The 22,372-nt window shown below is 72.2% G+C and carries 21 protein-coding genes and 1 pseudogene; 8 read left to right on the top strand and 14 right to left on the bottom strand.

Annotated features, from left to right (window positions below):
• Window positions 1-79 precede the first annotated feature (79 nt).
• The 6 genes from OH804_RS31475 to OH804_RS31450 are packed head-to-tail and all read right to left on the bottom strand — an operon-like array spanning window position 80 to window position 6,550.
• Window positions 80-1,579, bottom strand: coding sequence for an NADH-quinone oxidoreductase subunit N (locus OH804_RS31475; RefSeq protein WP_406061278.1), 1,500 nt, complete (start codon window positions 1,577-1,579; stop codon window positions 80-82).
• The gene (locus OH804_RS31470) at window positions 1,576-3,084 is read right to left on the bottom strand and encodes a NuoM family protein (protein ID WP_196919845.1); all 1,509 of its coding nucleotides are present in this window, start codon (window positions 3,082-3,084) and stop codon (window positions 1,576-1,578) included. The genes OH804_RS31475 and OH804_RS31470 overlap by 4 nt, the downstream gene beginning before the upstream one ends.
• Window positions 3,084-5,012 (bottom strand): NADH-quinone oxidoreductase subunit L, encoded by a 1,929-nt coding sequence (locus OH804_RS31465; RefSeq protein ID WP_406061276.1) that lies wholly within the window; start codon window positions 5,010-5,012, stop codon window positions 3,084-3,086. Before OH804_RS31465 ends, OH804_RS31470 begins: the two co-directional genes overlap by 1 nt.
• Complete coding sequence (gene nuoK / locus OH804_RS31460) at window positions 5,009-5,371, bottom strand: NADH-quinone oxidoreductase subunit NuoK (RefSeq protein ID WP_406061275.1); 363 nt, start codon at window positions 5,369-5,371, stop codon at window positions 5,009-5,011. Before nuoK ends, OH804_RS31465 begins: the two co-directional genes overlap by 4 nt.
• Window positions 5,368-5,928, bottom strand: a complete 561-nt coding sequence (locus tag OH804_RS31455; protein WP_406061273.1) for an NADH-quinone oxidoreductase subunit J — start codon at window positions 5,926-5,928, stop codon at window positions 5,368-5,370. The genes nuoK and OH804_RS31455 overlap by 4 nt, the downstream gene beginning before the upstream one ends.
• A gap of 25 nt (window positions 5,929-5,953) precedes the next feature.
• Window positions 5,954-6,550, bottom strand: coding sequence for a NuoI/complex I 23 kDa subunit family protein (locus OH804_RS31450; protein WP_406061272.1), 597 nt, complete (start codon window positions 6,548-6,550; stop codon window positions 5,954-5,956).
• Window positions 6,551-6,654: 104 nt separating this feature from the next.
• Here OH804_RS31450 and OH804_RS31445 point away from each other — a divergent pair, with 104 nt between their 5' ends.
• Window positions 6,655-7,227 carry a Uma2 family endonuclease gene (locus OH804_RS31445; protein ID WP_196919850.1) on the top strand — a complete coding sequence of 191 codons (573 nt, stop codon included), beginning with the start codon at window positions 6,655-6,657 and terminating at the stop codon, window positions 7,225-7,227.
• On the opposite strand, the gene OH804_RS31440 is transcribed toward OH804_RS31445, so the two are convergent.
• Window positions 7,208-7,636 carry an ester cyclase gene (locus OH804_RS31440; protein ID WP_406061270.1) on the bottom strand — a complete coding sequence of 143 codons (429 nt, stop codon included), beginning with the start codon at window positions 7,634-7,636 and terminating at the stop codon, window positions 7,208-7,210. The two genes, OH804_RS31445 and OH804_RS31440, sit on opposite strands and share 20 nt — an antisense overlap.
• Window positions 7,637-7,717: 81 nt before the next feature.
• Between OH804_RS31440 and OH804_RS31435 the strand changes: the two genes are divergently transcribed.
• Entirely contained in the window at window positions 7,718-8,737 is a 1,020-nt protein-coding gene (locus tag OH804_RS31435) for a glutathione S-transferase family protein (protein ID WP_406061269.1), read from the top strand.
• Window positions 8,738-8,870: 133 nt separating this feature from the next.
• Here OH804_RS31435 and OH804_RS31430 read toward each other — a convergent pair whose 3' ends face one another.
• Window positions 8,871-9,833, bottom strand: coding sequence for an NADH-quinone oxidoreductase subunit H (locus OH804_RS31430; protein WP_396713120.1), 963 nt, complete (start codon window positions 9,831-9,833; stop codon window positions 8,871-8,873).
• A 323-nt stretch (window positions 9,834-10,156) separates the two neighbouring features.
• Window positions 10,157-10,753: pseudogene (locus OH804_RS31425) on the bottom strand (NADH-quinone oxidoreductase subunit C); the annotation flags it as partial.
• Window positions 10,754-11,024: 271 nt separating this feature from the next.
• Here OH804_RS31425 and OH804_RS31420 point away from each other — a divergent pair.
• Entirely contained in the window at window positions 11,025-12,071 is a 1,047-nt protein-coding gene (locus tag OH804_RS31420; RefSeq protein WP_196919854.1) for a glucose 1-dehydrogenase, read from the top strand.
• 16 nt (window positions 12,072-12,087) lie between these two features.
• Here OH804_RS31420 and OH804_RS31415 read toward each other — a convergent pair whose 3' ends face one another.
• Both OH804_RS31415 and OH804_RS31410 read right to left on the bottom strand, forming a co-directional pair.
• Entirely contained in the window at window positions 12,088-13,404 is a 1,317-nt protein-coding gene (locus OH804_RS31415) for a DUF2252 domain-containing protein (protein WP_196919855.1), read from the bottom strand.
• 95 nt (window positions 13,405-13,499) lie between these two features.
• Window positions 13,500-14,081: an NADH-quinone oxidoreductase subunit B gene (locus OH804_RS31410; protein ID WP_196919856.1), complete on the bottom strand. Its 582-nt coding sequence runs from the start codon at window positions 14,079-14,081 to the stop codon at window positions 13,500-13,502.
• A 137-nt stretch (window positions 14,082-14,218) separates the two neighbouring features.
• On the opposite strand from OH804_RS31410, the gene OH804_RS31405 reads away from it, so the two are divergent.
• From OH804_RS31405 to OH804_RS31385, 5 genes are all read left to right on the top strand, one after another.
• Window positions 14,219-15,163 (top strand): hypothetical protein, encoded by a 945-nt coding sequence (locus OH804_RS31405; protein WP_196919857.1) that lies wholly within the window; start codon window positions 14,219-14,221, stop codon window positions 15,161-15,163.
• Window positions 15,164-15,365: 202 nt separating this feature from the next.
• Window positions 15,366-15,932: an RNA polymerase sigma factor gene (locus OH804_RS31400; RefSeq protein WP_406061268.1), complete on the top strand. Its 567-nt coding sequence runs from the start codon at window positions 15,366-15,368 to the stop codon at window positions 15,930-15,932.
• Window positions 15,925-17,130 (top strand): hypothetical protein, encoded by a 1,206-nt coding sequence (locus OH804_RS31395; protein WP_196919858.1) that lies wholly within the window; start codon window positions 15,925-15,927, stop codon window positions 17,128-17,130. The genes OH804_RS31400 and OH804_RS31395 overlap by 8 nt, the downstream gene beginning before the upstream one ends.
• A 172-nt stretch (window positions 17,131-17,302) precedes the next feature.
• The gene (locus OH804_RS31390; protein WP_196919859.1) at window positions 17,303-17,869 is read left to right on the top strand and encodes a SigE family RNA polymerase sigma factor; all 567 of its coding nucleotides are present in this window, start codon (window positions 17,303-17,305) and stop codon (window positions 17,867-17,869) included.
• Window positions 17,862-19,067, top strand: coding sequence for a hypothetical protein (locus OH804_RS31385; RefSeq protein ID WP_196919860.1), 1,206 nt, complete (start codon window positions 17,862-17,864; stop codon window positions 19,065-19,067). The genes OH804_RS31390 and OH804_RS31385 overlap by 8 nt, the downstream gene beginning before the upstream one ends.
• Before the next feature lie 33 nt (window positions 19,068-19,100).
• On the opposite strand, the gene OH804_RS31380 is transcribed toward OH804_RS31385, so the two are convergent.
• The 3 genes from OH804_RS31380 to OH804_RS31370 are packed head-to-tail and all read right to left on the bottom strand — an operon-like array spanning window position 19,101 to window position 22,372.
• Complete coding sequence (locus tag OH804_RS31380; RefSeq protein WP_196919861.1) at window positions 19,101-20,591, bottom strand: aminotransferase class V-fold PLP-dependent enzyme; 1,491 nt, start codon at window positions 20,589-20,591, stop codon at window positions 19,101-19,103.
• Between the two features lie 27 nt (window positions 20,592-20,618).
• Window positions 20,619-22,025 (bottom strand): MFS transporter, encoded by a 1,407-nt coding sequence (locus tag OH804_RS31375; RefSeq protein ID WP_196919862.1) that lies wholly within the window; start codon window positions 22,023-22,025, stop codon window positions 20,619-20,621.
• Window positions 22,026-22,057: 32 nt separating this feature from the next.
• Entirely contained in the window at window positions 22,058-22,372 is a 315-nt protein-coding gene (locus OH804_RS31370; RefSeq protein WP_196919863.1) for an MGMT family protein, read from the bottom strand.

Raw genomic sequence — 22,372 nt, 5'->3', positions numbered from 1 at the left:
CTGACCGGTGTAACAACCCCGTACCCGCCAACCATCCGTCTCAACGCTGAGAGTTGACTGAGACCGGAGCCGGGTGGGGTCAGCGGGCGGCCAGGTCAAGCACCAACTGCGGGGCGACGCCGAGCACCACGGCGGCCACCGTCGCCACCGCCAGCACCACAGCCACCACACCCACCACGGGTACGCCCGACGCTCCGTCGCCGGCGAGCGCCGCGGCCGGGCCGGGCGTCGTCGGCGGCGCCCAGAGCGCGGCGGTCACCCGCAGGTAGTAGGCGAGGCCGATCACGGCGTTCAGCGCCACCACCAGCGCCAGCCAGGCCGCGCCGCCGTCCAGCAGCGCCCGGACCACCGTCACCTTCGCGAACAGGCCGGCAAGCCCGGGCGGCAGACCAGCCAGACCCACCAGCGCGAGACCGAACGCGGCGGCCCGCCACGGGTGCCGCCGGGCTGCCCCGCGCAGGTCGTCAAGCGTGCCGCCGTCCGCACCCGCCGGCCGCAGGGCCGTCAATCCGGCGAAGGCGGCCAGCTCCAACACCACGAAGAAGACGGCGTACGCCACGGCGGCCGCGTACGCGGCGGACCGTGCCTCGTCCGTGCGTCCGGCGGCCAGCGCCAACGCTCCCAGCGGGGCGAGGATGTACCCGGCCTGCGCGACGGACGACCAGGCGAGCAGCCGGACGGTCCGCCGTTGACGCAGGGCTACCAGGTTGCCGACGGTCATGGTGAGCACGGCCAGCAGGGCGAGCACCGGACCGGTCTGGTCCGCCGGTAGCGCCCGCTGCACCACGGCGAGCAGAGCGACCAGGCCGCCCAGCTTCGACGCGGTGGACAGGTACGCGGCCACCGGCAGTGGCGCGCCGTCGTAGGTGGCCGGCGCCCAGGCGTGGAACGGCACCGCCGCCACCTTGAACGCCAACCCGACCAGCAGCACCGCCACCGCGGCGGTGGTCAACGGCAGCTCCCGCAGCTCGGGCTGTTCGGCGAGCAACGTGCCGAGCCGGTCCAGGTGCAGCCCACCGGTCACCGCGTACAGCAGCGCCCCGCCGAGCAGGGTCAGCGTGGTCGCCACCACGCTGACCACGAAGAAGGTCACCGCCGCCTCGGCGCTCGCGAGGCTCCCCCGGCGCAGGCCGACCAGCACGTACAGCGGCAGGGTCAGCGTCTCCAGGGCCACGATCAACGTGATCAGGTCGCCGGCCGCGCCGAGCACCACGCCGCCGGTCATCGAGCAGGCCAGCAGGAAGGCGTACTCCCCGACCGGAGACCGACCGGCCCGCAGCGCCGGCACCGACAGCCCGAGCACGCCAAGGGTGAGCAGCGCGACCACCACGCCAACCAGGGCCGCGCGACCACCGAAGATCCAGGAGCAGTCGGCGCCCACGCAGAACGTCCGCCGTTCGGCGCCCGCCCCGACCAGCGCGGAACCGACGGCGGTGCCGAGCGCGCCGAGCGCGGCCACCGCGATGGTGGCCCGCGGTCGGGCCACGAGCAGATCGGTGATGAGCACGAGTACGGCAGTGCCGGCGGCCAGATAGGCCGGCAGCAACGCGACGCTGTCCACGCTCTGCACGACGTTCATGGTTTGACCACACCAATCAGGGCGTCGACGGGAGCCTCGGCGACGCCGAGGACCAGCGTCGGCGCCAGCCCGATGGCCAACGCGAGCAGCACCAGCGGCACCCACGCGGTCAGCTCCGCGCCGGCCAGCCCGGGGCCGACCTGCCCAACCGCCGGGCTCGGCCGGTTGTGGGTGACCTGGCGCAGCAACCGCAGGAAGTACGCGGCGGTGAGCGCCCCGCCGACCGCCGCCAGCACCCCGAGGGTGGTCCAGAGCGGGCCGCCGACCTGCACGGCGGCGATCACCGCGAACGCCTCGCCCCAGAAGCCGGCCAGCCCGGGCAGGCCCAGCGACGCGATCGCCGCGAACGCGAGCAGGCCCGCCAGCCGGGGCGCGGTCTCCCGCAGCCCGGACAGCTCGGCGAGGGTGCCCGTGCCGGTACGGTCCTTCACGGCCCCGGCCAGGAAGAACAGCAGGCCGGTGATCACGCCGTGTGCGACGTTGCCGATCAACGCCGCCTGGATGCCGGTGGCGGTCAGCGTGGCGACGCCCAGGAGCACGAAGCCCATGTGCCCCACGCTGGAGTACGCGATGAGCCGCTTCACCTCCGACTGGGCCAGGCAGACCAGCGAACCGATCAGGATCGCGGCGACCGCCAGCACGCCGAGCACCGGCGCCGCCCAGTGGGCGCCCTCCGGCGCCACCCCCACCGCGACCCGGATCAGGCCGTACGTGCCCATCTTGAGCAGCACACCGGCCAACACGACACTGCCCACAGTGGGTGCCTGGGTGTGCGCGTCGGGCAGCCAGGAGTGCAACGGCCACAGCGGGCTCTTCACGGCGAACGCCACCGCGAGCAGTGTGAACGCCGCCAACTGGGTGCCCCGGGACATCCCCGCGCCACCGGTCAGCGTCACCAGGTCGGCGGTGCCCGCGGCGGCTACCACCACGTACACGCCGACCAGCAGCAGCACCGAGCCGAACAGCGTGTAGAGGGCGAACTTCCGGGCCGCCCGACGCCGGTCCGCGCCACCCCAGCCGGCGATGATCGCGTACATCGGCAGCAGGACGACCTCGAAGAAGAGGAAGAACAGCACCAGGTCCAGGGCGAGGAAGGTGCCCAGGATGCCCACCTCGACCACCAACAGCAGCGCGACGAGCGCCCGGCCGCTGCCGCCGTCCGGCACCCGCCACATCGTGTACGCGCAGCAGAGCAACGTGAGCAGCGCGGTCAACACCACGAGCGGCCAGGAGATGCCGTCGACGCCGAGGTGGAAGCGCAACTCCAGACCGGGCACCCAGGGCAGATCCAGTTGGTGCCACGGGCGCACCGCCGGGGCGCCGGCCGACCAGGCGACCCAGCCTCGACCGCCGAACACCAGCGGCACCGCCGCCAGCAGGGTCAACGCCGCCGCGATCGTGCCGACCAACCGGGCCGCCCGGTCCCGGGGCGTCGCCGCCACCGCGACCGCACCCAGCGCCGGCAGCGCCAGGACAGCGACCAGCAACACCTGGCCGAGGCTCATCAGACTCCTCCGATCAGGGCGGCGGCCAGGCCGATCAGCAGCGCGCCGGCCAGTACGCCGGCGGCGGCCCGGGGCAGCGCCGCGCGGTGCAGCGTGGCCAGCCCCGCGCCCAGACCGGACGTCGCTCGCCCGCTGCCCTCGACCGCGCCGTCCACCACCACCTCGTCGCCGGTGCGCGCGGCGCGGGCGAGCGCGCGGACGGGGCGTACCACGACTGTGTGCTGGACGTCGTCGAGCCGGAACGCGCGGGCGAAGACCGGCCGCAGCGGACCCAGCGCGGCCGCCGGGTCGGCGGCCCTGTCACGCCGCCAGCCCAGAGTCACCAGCGCGGCGCCGAGCAGCAGGAACGCCAGCGGCAGCAGCACCCCCGGCCCCAGGTGGACCAGGCCGTCCTCGGAGCCCGCCACCGGGACGGTGGGGAACCGCAGGCGGTCGGCGAACGCCCCGACGAACCCGGCCAGACCGAGCAGTGCGGCCGGCACGGCCAGCAGCAACACCGGCCAGCGCAGCACCGCCGGTGGGTCGTGCGGCTGAACCAGCGGCAGGCGCGGGGCGCCGAAGAAGGCGCGCAGCAGCAGCCGGCCCGCGTACCAGGCGGTGACCGCCACACCGACCAGCCCGGCGATCCAGACGATCCAGCCCACCCAGGACGGGGCCGGGCCGGTGCCCTCCAGGGCGGCCGACTCGGCGACAGTGAGTACGCCGTCCTTGCTCCAGAAGCCGGCCAACGGTGGCACCCCGGCCAGCGCGCCCAGGCCCACCACAGTGCACCAGAACGTCACCGGCATGCTGCGTCGCAGCCCGCCCATCTCCGACATCAGTGTGGTGCCCACGGCGTGGATCACCGCGCCGGCGGCGAGGAACAGCAGCGCCTTGAAGGCGGCGTGGGTGAGCAGGTGGAACAGTGCCGCCGACGGTGAGCCGACCGCCAGCGCGCCGGTCATGTAACCCAACTGGGACACCGTCGACCAGGCCAGCACCCGCTTGATGTCGTCCTGGGCGGTGGCGGCGAGCGCGCCGAGCAGCAGCGTGATCGCGCCGAGCACCCCCAGCACTGTCAGCGTCACCGGCGCGGCCGTGAACAGCGGGTAGAGCCGGGCCACCGCGTACACCCCGGCGGCGACCATCGTCGCGGCGTGGATCAGCGCGGAGATCGGGGTCGGGCCGGCCATCGCGTCCGGCAGCCAGGTGTGCAGCGGGAACTGGGCGCTCTTGCCGGCCACACCGGCGAGCAGCAGCAGGCCGGCGGCGGTCAACGTGGCGCCGGAGTGGTCGTGGGCGAGCACGTCGGCGATCCGGAAGCTGCCCGTCGACACACCCAGCAGCGCGATGCCGAGCAGGAACCCGACGTCACCGACCCGGGTCACCAGGAACGCCTTCATGGCGGCGGCGGGGGCGCCGGCCAGTCGGCGGTCGTGGGCGATCAGAAGGTACGAGCAGAGGCCCATCACCTCCCAGCCGACCAACAGCATGATCAGGTCACCGGCGACCACCACCAGCAGCATGGCACCGGTGAAGAGGCTGATCTGGGCGGCGTAGGGCGGGTAACGGTGGTCCACGTCGACGTCGTCGTGTGGACCGCGCCGCAGGTAGCCGATCGAGTAGACCTGCACGGCCAGGGCGACCGTGGTGACCGCCACCGCGACAAGCGCGGCGGCGCCGTCCAGCCGTACGCCGAGGGTCACGACCAGGCCGCCGAAGTCGACCCAGGTGCTCGACGTCTCCGTCGGCCCGTCGACGGTGAGCAGCAGTGCGACGGCCAGTGCCAACGCGCCGGCCGCGCCGGTGACGCCGAGCGTCACGGCGATCGTCCGGGCCCGGTCGCCGCCGGTCGCGCTGTCGCGCCGAGGGGCCGGTGGTAGCAACAGGCCGAGGAGCCCGGCGACCAGCGGTACGGCGGGCAGCAGCGCCCCGAGCAACCCGCTCACCGGCCCGCCTCCGAGTCCAGTACTGCCGGCTCACGCCCTCCGACGGCATCCGGCGACTCGGTCAGGGGCACGTCATCCACGGCGACCGTCGCCCGCAGCCGGTAGAGCTGGAGGACGATCGCCAGCCCCACCCCGATCTCGGCGGCGGCGAGGACGATGACGAACAGCGCGAAGACCTGCCCCGAGTGCGGGAGCACGGCGCGGGCTGTGGTGTCCGCGGTGACCAGGATCAGGTTGACCGCGTTGAGCATCAACTCGACCGACATCAGCACCAGCACCGCGTTGCGGCGGCGCAGTACGCCGTACACGCCGAGGCCGAACAGCAGCGCGGCGGTGACGTACGGGATGACCGGCCTCACCGGCGCCCCCCGGGCTCACTGTCGACCAGGTCGCCTGCCGTGCCGTCGCGGTACGGGGCGGCTCGGCCGATGTCCGGCCGGGACAGCACGATCGCGCCCACCAGGGCGGAGAGCAGCAGCACCGAGAGCACCTCGAACGGCAGCACCCAGGATTGGAAGATCTGCTCACCCAACCGCTCGGCGGTGCCGGCGCTGGGCAGCGTGACGGTGCTCCAGCGGTACGCGTCGACAAGCAGGGCAGTCAGCCCCAGCCCGGCGCCGCCACCGATCAGCGCGGCTGGCCAGCCCGGCCGGTCCAGGTCGTCGGAGACACCGATCGGGGCCCGGGTCAGCATCACCGCGAACAGCAGCAGGACCACCACCGCGCCCACGTAGATCAACACCTGCACCCAGGCCACCAGCTCGGCGCTGAGCACCAGGAAGTCACCGGCCAACGCGCCCAGGCACACCACCAGGTAGAGCCCGGCCCGGACCAGGTGCTTCGTGGTCACCACCAACACGCCGGCACCGACCGCCACCGCGCCGAGGGCGAGCAGCAGCACGTCCGCCCCGGTCACCGGGCCACCCCTCCGGCTCGGGCGGTCACGACGTCGGGCCCTGGTCGGCGTCGGGGCGTACCGCTGGCGGAACGGGACGTGCGGCGGCCGCCTTACGCGCGGCGGACGTCTCCTCCTTGGCCGGCTCGCCGTTCGGGTCGTGCGCGGGCGGCGGCGGAACGGTGGCCATCCACTGACCGAGGTGGTCCTTGTCGTGCAGCAGGTCCTTGATGTCGTACTCGGCGTACTCGAACTCCGGTGACCAGTAGAGCGCGTCGAACGGGCAGACCTCGATGCAGATGCCGCAGTACATGCAGAGCGAGAAGTCGATGTCGAACTTGTCGAGCACGTTGCGCTGGCGGGGGCGGGCGGCGCCGGGCACCGCCACCTCCTCCTTGTGCGAGTCGATGTAGATGCACCAGTCCGGGCACTCGCGGGCGCAGAGCATGCAGACAGTGCAGTTCTCCTCCGACAGGGCGATCACACCGCGCGAGCGCGGCGGCAGGTCGGGGGCCGTGTCCGGGTACTGCTGGGTGGTCGAACGGCTGGTCATCGTCTTGAGGGTGACCGCCAGCCCTTTCACCAGGCCCGCGCCGGGAAGGCCGCGTTCGCCGGTGTCACCACGCTCGCTGGGGTCACTCATGTCGACCATCCTGCCCTGTGGCCACGGCGCGCGCGACCACCACCCACAGGTCGGGGGCGGTACCGTGGCCGTGGGGAGAACGAACGCACCTGGAAGGACCTGCCATGACCGCCGCGCTGCAGAGCGACTACCCGCCCGAGAGCGAGTGGACGACTGACGATCTGGATGCGCTGCCCGAGGATGGCCGTCGCCGGGAACTGCTCGATGGAGTGCTGCTGATGTCCCCCTCCCCCACCCGCACCCACCAGACCATCGCGATGCGTCTTGGTGCCGCGCTCGACGAAGAGTGCCCCGACGGCTACGACGTGACCCAGGCGGTAGCGGTGCGTATCAACCGCACCCGCTCGTTCATCCCCGACGTTCTGGTGACCACGTCGGTCGCCGCCGCCCGCGAGCCGTCGAAGTACGAACCGCACGAGGTGGTGCTCGCCATCGAGATCGTCTCACCGAGCACCCGCTCGATCGACCGGGTGTTGAAGCCGGCGCTGTACGCCCAGGCCGGCATCCCCTTCTACTGGCGGATCGAGACGGAGGGTGCGCTTGAGGTCGTGACCTACCGGATCGACGCGGTGAACGAGGTCTACACCGAGACCGGGCGGTGGACGAAGTTCGTCGACACCGGCGAGCCCTTTCCGATCAATCTGCCGATCAGTCGGATCACGCCCCGGGTCCGTTGACGACTGCCGGGGGGAGCATCTCGACGCCGAGTTGTTGCAGCAACTGGAACAGCTCGTTGCAGCTCCACACCTCGACGATCCGGCCCGCAGCGTCGAAGCGCAGGAACGTCGCCCCCGAGTAGCTGACCACCTGCCCGGTCGGCGGCACCGGCCCGAACTGCCCGACGTGGGTGCCGGCGGCCCGCCAGTGCACTGCCACCCGCTCGCCGGCCGCGACCACGTCAACGATCTTGTAGCGCAGGTCCGGGAAGGCCGCCCGGCGCTCACGGTGCCAGGCCAACGTCGCCTCCGGCCCGGTGCCGCCCAGCCCCGGGCACTCCTCGGCGACCAGCTCGTACGCCGACTCCTCTCGGCGGGCATTCCACACATCGGCGATGAACCGTCGGGCCGACGCCTCCACATCCGTCATGCCGGCAGGGTATCCGGGACCACTGTGCGCCGTAGATCCGCGAGGATTGGGTAGAGACACAGACCAGACCGGGAGGGCGACGTGGGCGAGGAAAAAGGCGGCAAGTACGTCGAGCCGGGCGGCGAGTTCACCCGCGACCAGCGGTACATCGCCACCCGGATCACCGAGGACGGGCGCGACGGATATCCGGTCGAGCCGGGCCGGTACCGGCTGGCGGTCAGCCGGGCCTGCCCGTGGGCCAACCGACTGATCATCGTGCGGCGGTTGCTCGGTCTGGAGGACGCCATCTCGATGGCGGTGGCCGGCCCGACCCACGACGCCCGGAGCTGGACCTTCGACCTCGACCCGGGCGGCCGGGACCCGGTGCTCGGCATCGAGCGCATCCAGGAGGCGTACTTCAAGCGCTTCCCCGGCTACGAGCGCGGCATCACAGTGCCGGCGATCGTGGACGTGCCGACCGGGCAGGTGGTGACCAACGACTACGCGCAGATGAGCCTGGACCTGTCCACGCAGTGGCGGGCGTACCACCGCGAGGGCGCCCCGCAGCTCTACCCCGCGCACCTGCGGGAGCAGATCGACGAGGTCAACGCAGTGGTGTTCCGGGACGTCAACAACGGCGTCTACCGGTGCGGGTTCGCGGGCAGCCAGGAGGCGTACGACAAGGCGTACCACCAGCTCTTCGACCGGCTGGACTGGCTCACCGAGCGGTTGACCGACCAGCGTTACCTGGTCGGCGACACCATCACCGAGGCCGACGTACGGCTGTTCACCACGCTGGTCCGCTTCGACCCGGTCTACCACGGGCACTTCAAGTGCAACAGGCAGAAACTGAGTGAGATGCCGGTGCTGTGGGCGTACGCCCGGGACCTGTTCCAGACTCCCGGGTTCGGCGACACCATCGACTTCGACCACATCAAGCGGCACTACTACGAGGTGCACCGCGACATCAACCCGACCGGGATCGTTCCGCTCGGCCCCGACCTGTCCAACTGGCTCATCCCGCACGGCCGGGAAGCGCTCGGTGGCCGCCCCTTCGGCGACGGCACCCCGCCCCCACCCCCGGCCGAGCCGGTAGACCCGGAACACACCCCGCTGCGCTGACCGGGGCTCTACCCGCCCCCTGCGCGCGCCGATCTTGCACTTTCTGACGCCGGAATGCCCCACTCGGCCGCTTATGCCGGGACAGGAAGTGCAAGATCGACGCGGGAGTTTGGGCGACGTCGTGCGCGGGGGTTTACAGGGCGATGCGGACGGCTGCGGTGAGGACCAGTTGGGCCAGGGATGCGGGCACGAGGACCAGCCAGCAGAGGCGTTGCAGTTGGTCCTCGCGTAGCCGGGGGTAGGACACCCGGAGCCAGATGATCACGAAGGACACCGCGAAGATCTTGAGCAGCGTCCAGAGCCAGCCCAGCTGGTCGTCGGCGAACGGGCCCTGCCAACCGCCGAGGAACAGCACAGTGGTCAGCGCGGCGATCACCACGATCCCGACGTACTCGGCGAGCAGGAAGAACGCGAACCGCAGACCGGTGTATTCGGTCATGTAGCCGAAGACCAGCTCCGAGTCGGCCACCGGCATGTCGAACGGGGGCCGACGGATCTCGGCCAGCCCGGCGACGAAGAAGATGATCATCGCGGGTGCCTGCCAGAGCAGCCACCACGGCTGCCACGCCTCGACGATGCCCGACAGGCTGAGCGTGCCGGCCGCCATCGCCACCGACGCGGCGGCCAGCACCAGCGGCAGCTCGTAACCGAGCAACTGGGCCGCCCCGCGCAGCCCGCCCAGCAGGCTGTACTTGTTGGCCGACGCCCACGCCGACATCAGCACCGCCACCACCCCGACGCCGACCACGGCCAGCACGAAGAAGAGGCCGATGTCCAACGGCTGCCCGACCAGGTCGTTCGGACCGAGCGGAATGACCAGCAGCACCAGCAGGTAGGGCACCAGCGCCACCGCCGGGGCCAGCCGGAACACCGCCCGGTCCGCCTCGCGCGGCGTGATGTCCTCCTTCTGCACGAACTTGACCCCGTCGGCCACCAGCTGCGCCCAGCCGTGGAAGCCACCCGCGTACATCGGGCCGAGCCGGCCCTGCATGTGCGCCATCACCTTGTGCTCGGCCTGACCGACGAGCAACGGCAGGGTGAGGAACGCGACCACCACGCCGCCGATCCGGAGCAACAACTCCACCCAGAGCGGCATCAGGCCGTACCCCCGTCGTGGTCGCTCCGGCCAGCGCGGCCCGGCGGGTCCGCGATCGGCTCGCCGCCCGGCGCGGCCGGGCCTGCGCCAGGCGTGTCCGACCCGGCCGCGCCGCGCGCGGACTGGTCGGCCTGGCCGATGCCCGGCGCGGGCACAGACTCGGCGGCCGGGCCTGCGTCGGGCGCGGGCTGGTCGGCGGGGGTCGGGCCGTCGGCGGCGCCGGCGGGCTGGGGTGTACGCGCCGGACGGGCCCCCGGGGCGGGCCGCGCCGGACGCTCACGGGCCGGTCTGGCCGGAGTGCCGCCGCGCGGGCCCTCCCCCACCCCACCGGCACCGGCCGGGGTGGGCGTGGGCCCCCACTCGCCCGGAGCGGGAACGCCCGGCGGGCGGATCGGTCGACGCCCGCCGCCGGCCTCGGACTCGCCCGGCTCCTTCGCACCCGGCCAGGGCTTGGCCACGCGGGAGGCGAGCACGAACTCCTTACGCAGCGGGTGGCCCTCGAACTCCGGGGGCAGCAGCAGCGGCAGCAGTTCCCCGTGCCCGGCGAAGTCGATGCCGAACATCTCGTGCGTCTCCCGCTCGTGCCAGGCGGCCCCGGGGTAGACGTCGACGACCGAGGCGACGGTGGGCGCTTCGCGCGGCAACCGGGTGCGCAGCAGCAGGCCGTGGCGCAGTCGCGTCGACCAGAGGTGCGCCACCACGTCGAAGCCCTCGGCCAACTCGTCGACTGCGGAGAGCCAGTCGAAGAAGTCGCAGGCCAGCTCGGTGTCGTCACGGGCGGCGGAGACGGCGGTCAGCCAGCTCCCGGGCGGCACGTCGACTGTGGCTCGGGCGAACCGTTGCCCGCCGGAGACCGACGGGGTCGCCTCAACCGGCGCGAGCAGCGCGACCAGTCGAGCGCCGACCTCTTCGGGAGTCATGCCGCTGATCCTAGGGCCTGTTTCATAAGGGCGGTCGAGCCGAGGCGGAGTCCGGGCGGCGATCCGGCAAGGCGCGGTTTCGTCCGGATACCGGTGTCGTATCCGGACGAAACCGCGACGCCGCCGGTCGTCGTCCGGGCCCGCCGCAGGCCGGCCAGTTCTTATGAAACAGGCCCTGGTGCCGGCCCGGTCCGCGCCTGCCCGCCGCCGATGCCAGGCGATCTGCCGACTTTGGGCGCGGCGCGCGCTGCAGCGGGGAAAGATGAGGGGCGTGCGCGCTGTGACGGTGAGACCTGGGGTCGCCAACTCGCTGAGCCTCGTCGAGGATCAGCCCGAGCCGGCTGCCGAGGAGGGCTCTGTCCTCGTCGAGGCGTTGGCGGTGGGAATCTGCGGCACCGACCACGAGATCATCGCCGGGGAGTACGGCGAGGCGCCGCCGGGTGCCGACCGCCTGGTCATCGGCCACGAGTCACTGGGCCGGGTGATCGAGGACGCGAGCGGCACCCTGCAACCCGGTGATCTGGTGGCCGGGATCGTCCGGCATCCCGACCCGGTGCCCTGCCCCAACTGCGCTGTCGGCGAGTGGGACATGTGCCGCAACGGTCAGTACACCGAACACGGCATCAAGGCGCTACCCGGGTTCGCCCGCGACCGCTGGCGGGTCGAGCCGCGGTTCGCGGTTGCGCTCGACCCGGCGCTGGCCCAGGTCGGCGTGCTGTTGGAGCCGACAAGTGTGGTGGCGAAGGCGTGGGACCACATCGAGCGGATCGGGCATCGGGCCGAGTGGCAGCCGCAGACGGTCCTGGTGACCGGGGCCGGGCCGATCGGGCTGCTGGCCGCGTTGCTCGGCGCCCAACGCGGGCTCTCCGTGCACGTGCTGGACCGGGCCACCGACGGGCCGAAGCCGGAACTGGTCGCCGGGCTCGGCGCCACCTACCACGCGGTGCCGGTCAACGACCTGCCCTTCGAGCCGGACGTGGTCATCGAGTGCACCGGCGCGCCGACTGTGGTCCTCGACGTCATGTGCAAGGCGGGCCCGACCGGGATCGTCTGCCTGGCCGGGGTGTCCAGCGGTGGCCGCACCATCGACTTCGACGCCGGGGCTCTCAACCGGGCGCTGGTGCTGGAGAACAACGTGGTGTTCGGCTCGGTGAACGCCAACCGGCGGCACTGGAACATGGCGGCACAGGCCCTCGCCCGCGCCGACCAGGTCTGGCTCGAGTCGCTGATCACCCGGCGGGTGCCGGTGAACCGGTACGCCGACGCGTACACCCCGGGGCCGGACGACATCAAGGTGGTGCTGGAGTTCGCGTCCTGAGCGACGCCGCGCCCGGTCAGATGCCCGGCAGCCGACCGTTGCGGAACAGGTCGACGAAGAGCTGGTGGTCCTGGCGGGCGCGCACCCCGTACGCGTGGGCGAAGTCCACCAGGTGGGTGACGAAGGCCGGCTCGTCGGAATCCACCGCCGCGACGATCGCCTCCTCGGTGGAGTAGTCCACGAGGTCGTGACTGGATTCGTCGTCGGCGACCGAGTGCATCCGGGCCACCGCCCGGCCAAGGTCGACGAGAACCCCGGTCAGCTCCTCCGGCTCGTTCACGTCCGACCAGTCCAGGTCGGCGGCGTACGGGGAGACCTCGGCGACGAGCTGCCCGGTCCCGTTCAGCTCGGTGAAGCCCAACCACGGGTCGGCGTGCGCCTGCAACGCCCGCTGCGATTCGGCGGTCCGGTGCCCCTGGTGCTGGAAGTAGCCGCGGACCGTCTCGTCGGTGACGTACCGCGCCACGGCTGGCACCTGCGCCTGCTTCATGTAGATGACGACGTCGTTCTCCAGTGCCTGGGTGTGCCCCTCCAGCAGCAGGTTGTACGACGGCAGCCCGGCCGAGCCGATGCCCACCCCCTTGCGCAGCACCACGTCCTTGATCCGCGCGGCCACCGGGCGCAGCTGCGTCGACGCGGTCGGCAGGGTGCCCAGGTAGTCCTGGAAGGCGGCGCTGACCAGGTCCCGGGTGGCGTCGTCGATCTCGAAGACCCCGTCGCCGATGGAGAAGCGTCGCTCGTAGTTGTCGATGGTGGTCTGCGTGGCCAGCAGGTCGACGCGGGTGTTGAGTCGGGCCCGTTGGAGCACCCGGCGCAGCACCCCGTCGGCGTTGTCCAGGGTGATCGAACCGATCGCGTCGTCACCGCCGGCGGCGATGGCCCGCAGTTCGGTCAGGTACGACCGGGCGAACCCGGCCACCAGTTCCCCGATCGCGGTGTCGGAGAGCGCCTTGCCGTAGCCGAGCAGCGCCACGCTGGCCGCGAGCCGGCGCAGGTCCCAGGTGAACGGCCCGACGTACGCCTCGTCGAAGTCGTTGACGTTGAACACCAGCTGCCCGGAGGCGTTCATGTAGGTGCCGAAGTTCTCCGCGTGCAGGTCCCCGTGGATCCACACCCGGCTGGTCCGCTCGTCGGCGAACCGGTCGTCGGCGAAGTCGCCGCGCTGGTCGGCGTAGAACAGCGCGGCGCTGCCCCGGTAGAAGGCGAACGGGGAAGCCGCCATCTTGCGGAACTTGCGGCGGAAGGCGGCCGGGTCGATCGCCATCGACGCGCCGAACTCCTCGGTGAGCACGTCGACGATATGGGTGGACCGCTGGTCCACTGAGCTGCTCATAGTGCGCAGGCTAGTGCGGCCGGTCCAGGAGGGGGTGGCGAACCGACCATCCATCGATCATGCTGCGCGACGGCCCCGTCGTGACGGGCGTGACCTCAGGTCGCGGCGGGCGGGCGCACCGGCGGGGCGCTGAGCGAGTCGACCGAGCGGGGGGCGGCGGCCTCGCGGGGCGGGGCGTCCAGCGGCGCGGCCAGCACGTCCCGCTGTGGCACACCGCCGATGCCGGACTGCTCGGCGGCGATCTTCTCCTGGAGGCGCAGGATGCCGTGCAGCAGGGCCTCTGGCCGGGGCGGGCAGCCGGGCACGTACACGTCGACCGGGATGAGCTGGTCGACACCCTTGGTCACCGAGTACGAATCCCAGTAGGGGCCGCCGCAGTTGGAGCAGGCGCCGAACGAGATGACGTACTTCGGCTCGGGCATCTGGTCGTAGAGCCGCTTGATCGCCGGGGCCATCTTGTCGGTCACCGTGCCGGAGACCACCATCAGGTCGGCCTGGCGGGGGCCGTGGGCGAACGGGATCACGCCGAGCCGGATGAAGTCGTGCCGACCCATGCTGGTGGCGATGAACTCGATGGCGCAGCAGGCCAGGCCGAAGTTGAACACCCAGAGCGAGTAGCGGCGCCCCCAGTTCAGCACGAACCGGATCGGCTCACCGAGCACTGCCGGCAGCTGCACGACGACCCCCTCCTGTCCCCCTCCCGACAGTCAACCACAACGTCCGGCTGCAACCCCGAGGCCCGTTCGGGGCTTCTAACGGGGTATGGCGCGCCGAGCACGGCCGTCGACAACGGGGACCACGGGAGGACCGTTCCATGAACACTCGTATCAAGCTCCGCGCAGGTGTGCTGTTGGGCTCGACGCTGGCCCTGGTGGCCACGCTGCCGGGCACCGCCGCGCTGGCGTCGACCGGCGCACCGGCCGCCATCTCGGCGGGCCGGCTGGTCCTGGAGCCCACCGGGAACGGCTACCGGGGCACCCTGCCGGTGACCATCACCAACCGCAGCCGGGCCGCCGACTACTACACCGTCCTGGTCACCGAGCCGGTCGCCGGCTCCTTCGACGGGTTGGTGCCCAACGGCGCCTGCATCCAGGCCGACCCGGTGGACAACCTGCGGGTCTTCGCCTGTTCGGTGGACGGACCGGACCTCGAGCCGGGCGAGCGGCGCAGCCTCGAAGTCGCCTTCACGGTGCGGACCGCGCCGCGCCCGTACGCGATGTCCGCCGCGGGTGGGCGGGTCGAGGTCATGCCCGGGCGCACCCAGCAGGTGGCTGCCGGTAAGGACTTCACCACCCTGTTCCGGGCCACCAACGGATCACTGCGGCACCCGCGACCGTACGTCCAGGACCCCTCGGCGAACGCCTCGCTGGCCGCCGGAGCTGACGCGCTCACAGTGACCCGGCAGGCCGACGGGACGTACGCGGGCCGGCTGCCGGTGACCGTTCGTTATGCGGGCGACGCTGCACACGACTACCTGGCGGTGCAGGCGACAGTGCCCGCCGGGTTGGAGATCGCCGGCACCGACCCGCAGGACTCGCCGAGCTTCGGCGGGTTCTTCGAGGTCCCCGGTGGACGGATGGCCGCCGGAGAGGAGCGCACCTTCGCGGTGCTGTTCCGTACGTCGCCCGGCACCGTCGCCGGTGACCTGGGATCCGTCGACCTGGTCCTGAGCACCCGGTACGGCGCCGGCGAGGTGGCCGACGCCGCGCCGGCCGACAACACCGTCCGGGTCACAGTGACCGCTTCCGACGACAGCTGACCGGGCGGTGCGTCGCCGGCCGGCACGGGGGTCCGGCCGGCGACGCACGGCGGGGCGTACGCCCCCGACCTCGCATCTCACCCCCACCGGGCTGCCACGGCTGGCACCGGTTCCGACCCGGCGGCGGGACGGCGACCCCCTGCCGACTGGCACGTGTGACGACCGCCTCGGGCAGAGGCCCGACGGCGAACGGGGAGGGGCAGTGACAGCGATGACGGGAGCCCGCGCCAACGAGCCGCCGGGTGCGACAGCGGCGGTGACCACTGACAACGCGGCGACGATCAGCTTCGACGACTTCTACCACGCTCACTTCCGCAACGTGACCACCCAGCTCGGCGCGTACATCGGAGATCTCTCGCAGGCCCAGGACCTCGCGCAGGAGGCGTTCTGCCGTGCGCTGGCACGCTGGGACCGGTTGGCCCGGTACGACGATCCGGTCGCCTGGGTCCGTCAGGTCGCCTGGAACCTCGCCCGGAGCCGCTGGCGGCGGCTCCGGACCGCGCGCAACCACCTGCTGCGGCAGCGCCGGACGGAGGTCACGATGGCGGGTCCGACGCCCGATCGGGTGGCGATCGACGCCGCGCTGGCCCAACTGCCCGCCAACCACCGGCGGGCTGTCGTCCTGCACTACCTCGCCGACCTGCCGGTCCACGAGATCGCGAGCCAGGAGGGAGTGGCCGAGGGCACTGTCAAGTCCTGGCTGCACCGCGGCCGGTTGGCGCTGGCGGGGCTGCTCGACGAGAGCATCGAGGAGGTGGGCAATGTCTGATATCGACCCGCGGCTGCGGGAGCGGTTCGCCGCTTACCGCGCCGAGACGGTTTCCACTATCGCGGGTCCGGGACCGGACCAGGCCCGGCGAACCCTTCGGTGGCGGCGGCGGGCGAGGGCGGTGGCGGTGGCCGTGACGGCGATCGTCCTGGCTGTCGCACCGATCGTCGCCAACGCCGCGCTGCGCGATGACGGGTCGGTGCCGGTGCCGGCGCAGACCGGCGAGCCGTCCACGCCGCCGCCGAGTGCTCCCGCACCGACGCCGTCCACCCCGCTCACGCCCAGCACCACCACGTCCACGAGCCCGGCCGCACCGGACGGTCGGATCAGCCGGGCGCAGTTGCTGGCCGCCCCCGTTCTCCTACCGGCCTGGTCCTCGTACGCGAGGGGTTGCGCCACCTCGAACGTGCGGTTGCAGCCTCCGGCGCGCAACCAGGATGTGCCGACACTGGCAGACCTGGACCTGGGTTACACCGATCTGGACGGCGATGGCGCGACCGAGACGGTCGCCCTGGTCACCTGCCGGTTCGGCGAGGCCTCGGCGAAGCAACTCGTGGCGTTCGACCGCGACGGGCGCGGCCGAATCGTGACCATGGGCCGGGTCGTCGGCACCGCCGAAGGGCTCGACGACATCACGGACGCCGACGTCACGGAGGACGGCAAGGTACGGGCACAGGTGGCGGACATCCAGCCCTGCTGCTCGATGCGGAGCTACTGGGCACAGAAGCAGTGGCGGACGTACCGGTGGACCGGCGACGGTTTCACCCAGAGCGACGGGCCGAGGTCCTTCGGCAGGGACCCCCGGCTGACCGACCTGGTGCTGTCCGGCGGCGACCTGGTGCTCGGGCCGGCCGACGCGGACGGGAAGCGTCCGGGCACCCTGACGGTGACCGTGACGAACAAGGGGCCGGTGGACGTGGCGCACATCGGCTTCGCCGAACTGAGCCTCATCGGCGCGTTGATCAGGGCCGACTCGTCGATCTGCGTGCCGTGGCGGGAAGGCGACGAGTCGGGGGCCAGCTGCCGCACGGCCGGCCTACGGTCCGGGGAGCGCCGGGCCTACACGTTCCACCTGCTGGTAGATCCGACGTCGCTGGACCAGCCCAGCGTCCGGGTCGTGCACTTCGACGACCAGGACCGGCACTGGATGGACCTGACCTACCGCGACAACCACGTGGATGTGCGGGTGGTTTCCTGACCCCGCCGATCAGGCCCGGCCGGCACTTCCGGCCGGGCCTGGTGCCACGGGCTTCATCGGGCGTTCACCGAACCGTTGCGGGAGGACCGCAACCTGATCCGGCTTTCCCACGTGTGGCGAACGAGCGGCGTCGCCCCGACGAGGGAGGGCGACGGAGACGGGGAGGACCCAGGTGAGGGTGAGCACCGAATCGAGGCTCGACAAGCCTCCACCAGAGGACCTGGCCCGCCAGGCCGGTCGGCCGTCTACCGACAGCGTCGACTTCGATCAGCTGTACCACGCTCACTTTCGGTCGCTGACCATTCAGCTCGCCGCGTACTGCGGCGACCTGAACCAGGCTCAGGATCTGGTTCAGGAGGCGTTCTGCCGGGCCTTCGCCCGGTGGGCGAAGGTATCGCGTTACGACGACCCGGTCGCCTGGGTGCGGCGGGTCGCCTGGAACCTGGCCACCAGCCGCTGGCGCCGGCTGCGGACCGCCCAGGCATACCTGCGACGTCAGCGGGAGGAGCACGTGCCCGGCCCCGGCCCGGACCGGGTCGTGTTGGCGCGGGCACTGGCGGCACTGCCGCCGAACCATCGACGTGTGGTGGTGTTGCACCACCTCGCGGACCTCTCTGTCACCGAGATCGCCCAGCAGGAAGACGTGCCGGAGGGCACGGTGAAGTCCTGGTTGCATCGGGGCCGTGCCGCGCTGGCGGCCCAGCTGGCTCCGCGGAATGAGGTGACCGACCATGGCTGAGTTCGACGAAGTCCAGCTCGACGCGGAGTTCGCCGCGTATCGGACGGCATTGCTTCCGGCCATCGCGCCGGACGGGCCAGCCTCGGTCCGACAGACGGTCCGTCGCCGACGGCGGCGCACCGCGGTGGCGGTGGCCGCGGCGCTGGTGGTGGCGGTGGCCGTGCCGGTGGCCGGGGAGGCCGGGCTGCGCCGGAACCCGGGACCGCCTGCGACGTCGACGACGGCTTCACCGACCCCGTCCGAGTCCCCGTCGCCGACGCCCAGCGCCTCCCCTTCCCCGGCGGCACCGGACGGACGGATCGAACGCGCCGAGTTGCTCGCCGCCACCGTCGACCTGCCGAGCTGGGACGACCTGCCGGACCGCCCGGACGGCAAGCAGTGTCACTCCCGTGGGATCCGGCTCAGCGGTGACCCGGTAGGTGACGACGCCAACCTGCTCGTCGAGCTGGCGTACGGGGACGTCGATCGGGACGGGGCGACGGAGACCGTCGTCCTGGTGCGCTGCCTGTTCGGCACTCGTGGGCCGGCGCAGGTGGTCGCCTTCGACCGAGACGCCGCCGGCCGGGTCGTCACGCTCGGCCGGGTGGCCGCCACCGCCGACCCGACTCCCGAGTGGCTGATCGGGCTGCAGGTGCGGGCCGCTGACGGGGTGATCCGGGTGGCGATGGCCGACCGGGCGCCGGGAGTTGGCTGGCCGCTTGAGCAGTCGCAGCGACAGTGGCGCGGGTACAGGTGGGACGGCGAGCGGTTCCGGCAGGTGGAGGGGCCGACGAGCTTCGGTCCCAACCCGTACGCCGCCGACGTGTCAGTCAGCTCCTCGAACCTGGCGCTCAGTAGGGAACCGGGCGACAGTTTCGCGGGCACGATCCAGGTCCGGGTACGCAACGCCAGCGCGGGCGAAGTGCCCAATGCCGTGCTGTCGTTCGGCCTGCCATGGCAGTTGCGGCCGTTCGGGGATGGCTGGGAACGGTGTCGCGAGAACATGCTCGAGGCGCGAGCGCCATACCAGTGCACCCTGGGGCGGCTGGCACCGCACGCTGACATCCGTCTCAACCTTCAATTGCGCCGGGGGCAGGGAATGCCGTTGGCCAGCGGCAAGGCGACCATCGAACTTCTCGTCTCCGCTGCGGACGGGGGCAGCCTGATGGAGCGTGATCGGAACGACAACTTCGCCACCATCACCCACTACTACGGCTGATCGGACGAGGTACCGGCCCTCTCCCAGAGTGGTTCAGCCGTCCGAACCCCACGCGGGTCGTTGCAGCAGACCGACGAACTCGACCAACAACCGCTCGCGCAGGGAAGGTGGTGCGACGTCGAGCAGCGTGTTCACCAGTGCCATGCGCTCCGGCAGCGGCCCGGTGCCCGAACCGCTACCGAGACCCAGCGCGGCAGCCAGGCCCAGCACCAGTTCCGGGGTCAGCGCCTCGGGGGTCAGTGCGCCGACCAGGGCCGCCAGCTCGGCGGGCAGCCGCACCGGGCCGGCGGCCAGGGCGGCGGCCACCGCCTCGGCCAGGTCCGGCCCGAACTCGGCGACCCGGGGCGCGACAGCGGCGGTCACCGTGAGGTGCACGCTGGCGGGCAGACCGGCGTACGACAGCTGGGGTTGGGTGTGCCAGCCCCGCGCGGTCAGCTCGTCGACCAGGACGAACAGGTCGGGGCCGCCAGCGGTGGCGGTGAAGCAGACGACAGTCGACTCCGGCTCGGCCATCAGGCGCAGCCCGTCGACGGCGCGGACCGCGTCGGCCAGACCGGCGACGGCGTCCCGGGTGACGGCGGCCAGCCGCAGGTAACCGTCGTCGCCGAGGTGCCGCACCGTGGCGTACGCGGCGGCGATCGGACCGCCCGAGCGGGTGGACGCGATCACCGGGTTGATCATCGTGTAGCCGGGCCAGTCGGCGTACGCGAAGTACTGCGGGGCGCGCAGGGCGGCGTCGCGGTGCAGCAGCACCGACACCCCCTTCGGCGCGTACGCGTACTTGTGCAGGTCGACCGAGATGGAGGTGACCCCGGGCACCGCGAAGTCGAACGGCGGCACCGGCTCCCCGAGGCGGCGCAGGTACGGCAGGGTCCAGCCGCCGAAGCAGGCGTCCACGTGGCAGCGCACCCCGGCCTCGGCCGCGGCGGCGGCGATCTCCGCGACTGGGTCCACCACCCCGTGCGCGTACGACGGCGCGGAGCAGGCGACCAGCACCGTCTCCGGGCCGATCGCGGCGGCCATCGCGGCCGGGTCGGGGCGCAGCGTGTCCTGGGAGACCGGCACGACGTCAAGCGCCACCCGCAGGTAGTGCGCCGCCTTGGCGAACGCGGCGTGCGCGCTCGACGGCACCACGATCCGGGGCGCGGCGATCTCCGGGTGGGCGTCCCGGGCGGTCTTGACGGCGAGGATCAGCGACTCGGTGCCGCCGCTGGTGACGCTGCCGACGACGTCCGGGGCGGTGGTGCCCGGGCCGGCGCCCAGCACCCGGCCGGCGGCGCCGACCAGCGCGTTCTCCATGGCCAGCAGGGACGGGAACGCGGTCGGGTCCAACCCGTTGACGTGCGCGCTCTCCCGGTGGGCGGCGGCGGTCAGCTCGTCCAGCCCTGGCACCGCCGGGTCGTAGACGTACGCGAACAGCCGTCCCCCGTGCGTAGGCCGGTCCCCCGCGCGAAGCCCTCGAACCTCGGCAAGCGCAACGTCAGCGGCAACCCCGGAAGGTAGAACCCTGTTCTCGTCGATCATGGAATTATGGTGCCCTTCTCGTGACGGTCAACGGCTTTCGTCCCCCACCACAACTCCATGATCGACCCGTCCGTCGGGCGTGGCGTCGGTCAGGGCTTGGGCGGTGAGGGTGTACTGGCGGAGCAGGAGGACCGGAGGGGCGATCAGCAGGGCCGGGATCAGCGTGAAGCCGAGAAGGACGCCCAGTCTCGCCGTGTCGGACTGGGCCGCCGCCGAGCCGGTGTCGGACGACACGTAACCGGAGAGCTGAAGCACCAGCCCGTAGATGCCCGGGCCGAGCGCCAGGCCGAAGGTCTCCCCGGCGGTCCACAGCCCGGTGAAGACGCCCGCCTGCCGTCGACCGGTGCGCGCCGTCTCGTGCGCGATGCAGTCCGGCAACATCGCCAGTGCGAAGACCTGCTGCCCTGCGTACCCCACGCCGAGCAGCGCGACCATCAGATAGACGGCGACCGCCGGCAGCACCGGCGCGGCGACCAGGGCGAACGCACCGACGGCGAGGATCAGCGAGGCGACGACCAGCGCGGTCCGTTTGCCCAGCCGGGCGCCGATCCGGGTCCAGATCGGCATCACCAGCAGCGCCGGCCCGACGAAGCAGACGAAGAGCAGTGTCGGCCCGCTCTCCTCGTCGCGCAGGATCTGCCCCGCGAAGTAGTTGACCCCGGCCAGGATCGTCGCCACCCCGGCGGACTGCACCACGAAGCAGATCAGCAGTGCCCGGAACGGGCGGTTGGCGCCGGCCACGGCGAGTTGGGCGCGCAGGGTCGGCTCGCTCTCGCCCACAGTGCCGGTCGGCGCCGACCGGGTGCCCAGGAACGCGCCGAGGGCGCCGAGCGCGATCAGCGCCGCCACGAACAGGCCCATCCAGCGGTGCCCGGTCACGCCGTCACCACCGGCGCTCACCACCAGCGGCGCGACCGCGCCGGAGACCAGGATGGCCAGCGCCAGCACCGCGATCCGCCAGGTCATCAACCGGGTTCGCTCGGCGTAGTCGCCGGTCAGCTCCGCCGGCATCGCCACGTACGGCACCTGGAAGAAGGCGAACGCGGTGGCGGTGGCGAGGAAGGCGAACGCCACGTACGCCACGGCGGCCGGGCCGCTACCGAACGGCGCGGCGAAGATCGACGCGAACAGGACGGCGAGCGCGAGGCCGGCGACGAGCAGGTACGGCCGGCGGGCGCCCCACCGTGACCGGGTGCGGTCGGAGATCCGCCCGGCGACCGGGTTGACCAGCACGTCCCATGCCTTGGGCAGCAACACCAGCAGGGCGGCCAGCCCTGCGGCCACGCCCAGGGTGTCGGTCAGGTACGGCAGCAGCAGCAGGCCGGGCACTGTGCCGAACGCTCCGGTCGCCAGTGAACCGAGCGCGTATCCGGCGTGCACCGAGCGGGGCAGCGAGCCGGTGGCTGACGAGCCGGCGCCCGGCGGCGTTTTCATGGGGCCGAATGTTACTCACGTTAGGACGGAGGTCACATCCCCTCATCAGGCGACCAACCCGCCGCCGCGATGTCCACACCCTCGCCGCGCAGTGGCACCCCCTCGGCCCGCAGTCGGGCCCGCGCCTCCCGCTCGTGCCCCGGTGGCAGCCGACCACTCGCCGTCACCACCCGATGCCAGGGCACCGAGCCGCCGTGCCGGGCCATGATGTTGCCGACCAACCGGGCCGAGGCGCGTCCCGAACGCTCGGACAACGCGTCGGCCACCCCGCCGTACGACATGACCCGACCCTCCGGGATCCGCTCCACCAGGTCGAGCACCGCCTCGACGTACTCGTCAGGAGTCAC

This window comes from Micromonospora sp. NBC_00860 (genome assembly GCF_045207375.1).
GTDB classification, from domain to species: Bacteria; Actinomycetota; Actinomycetes; order Mycobacteriales; family Micromonosporaceae; genus Micromonospora; species Micromonospora vinacea.
The sequence above is the reverse complement of the archived record's forward strand: the minus strand, read 5'-3'. Positions and strand labels throughout refer to the sequence as shown.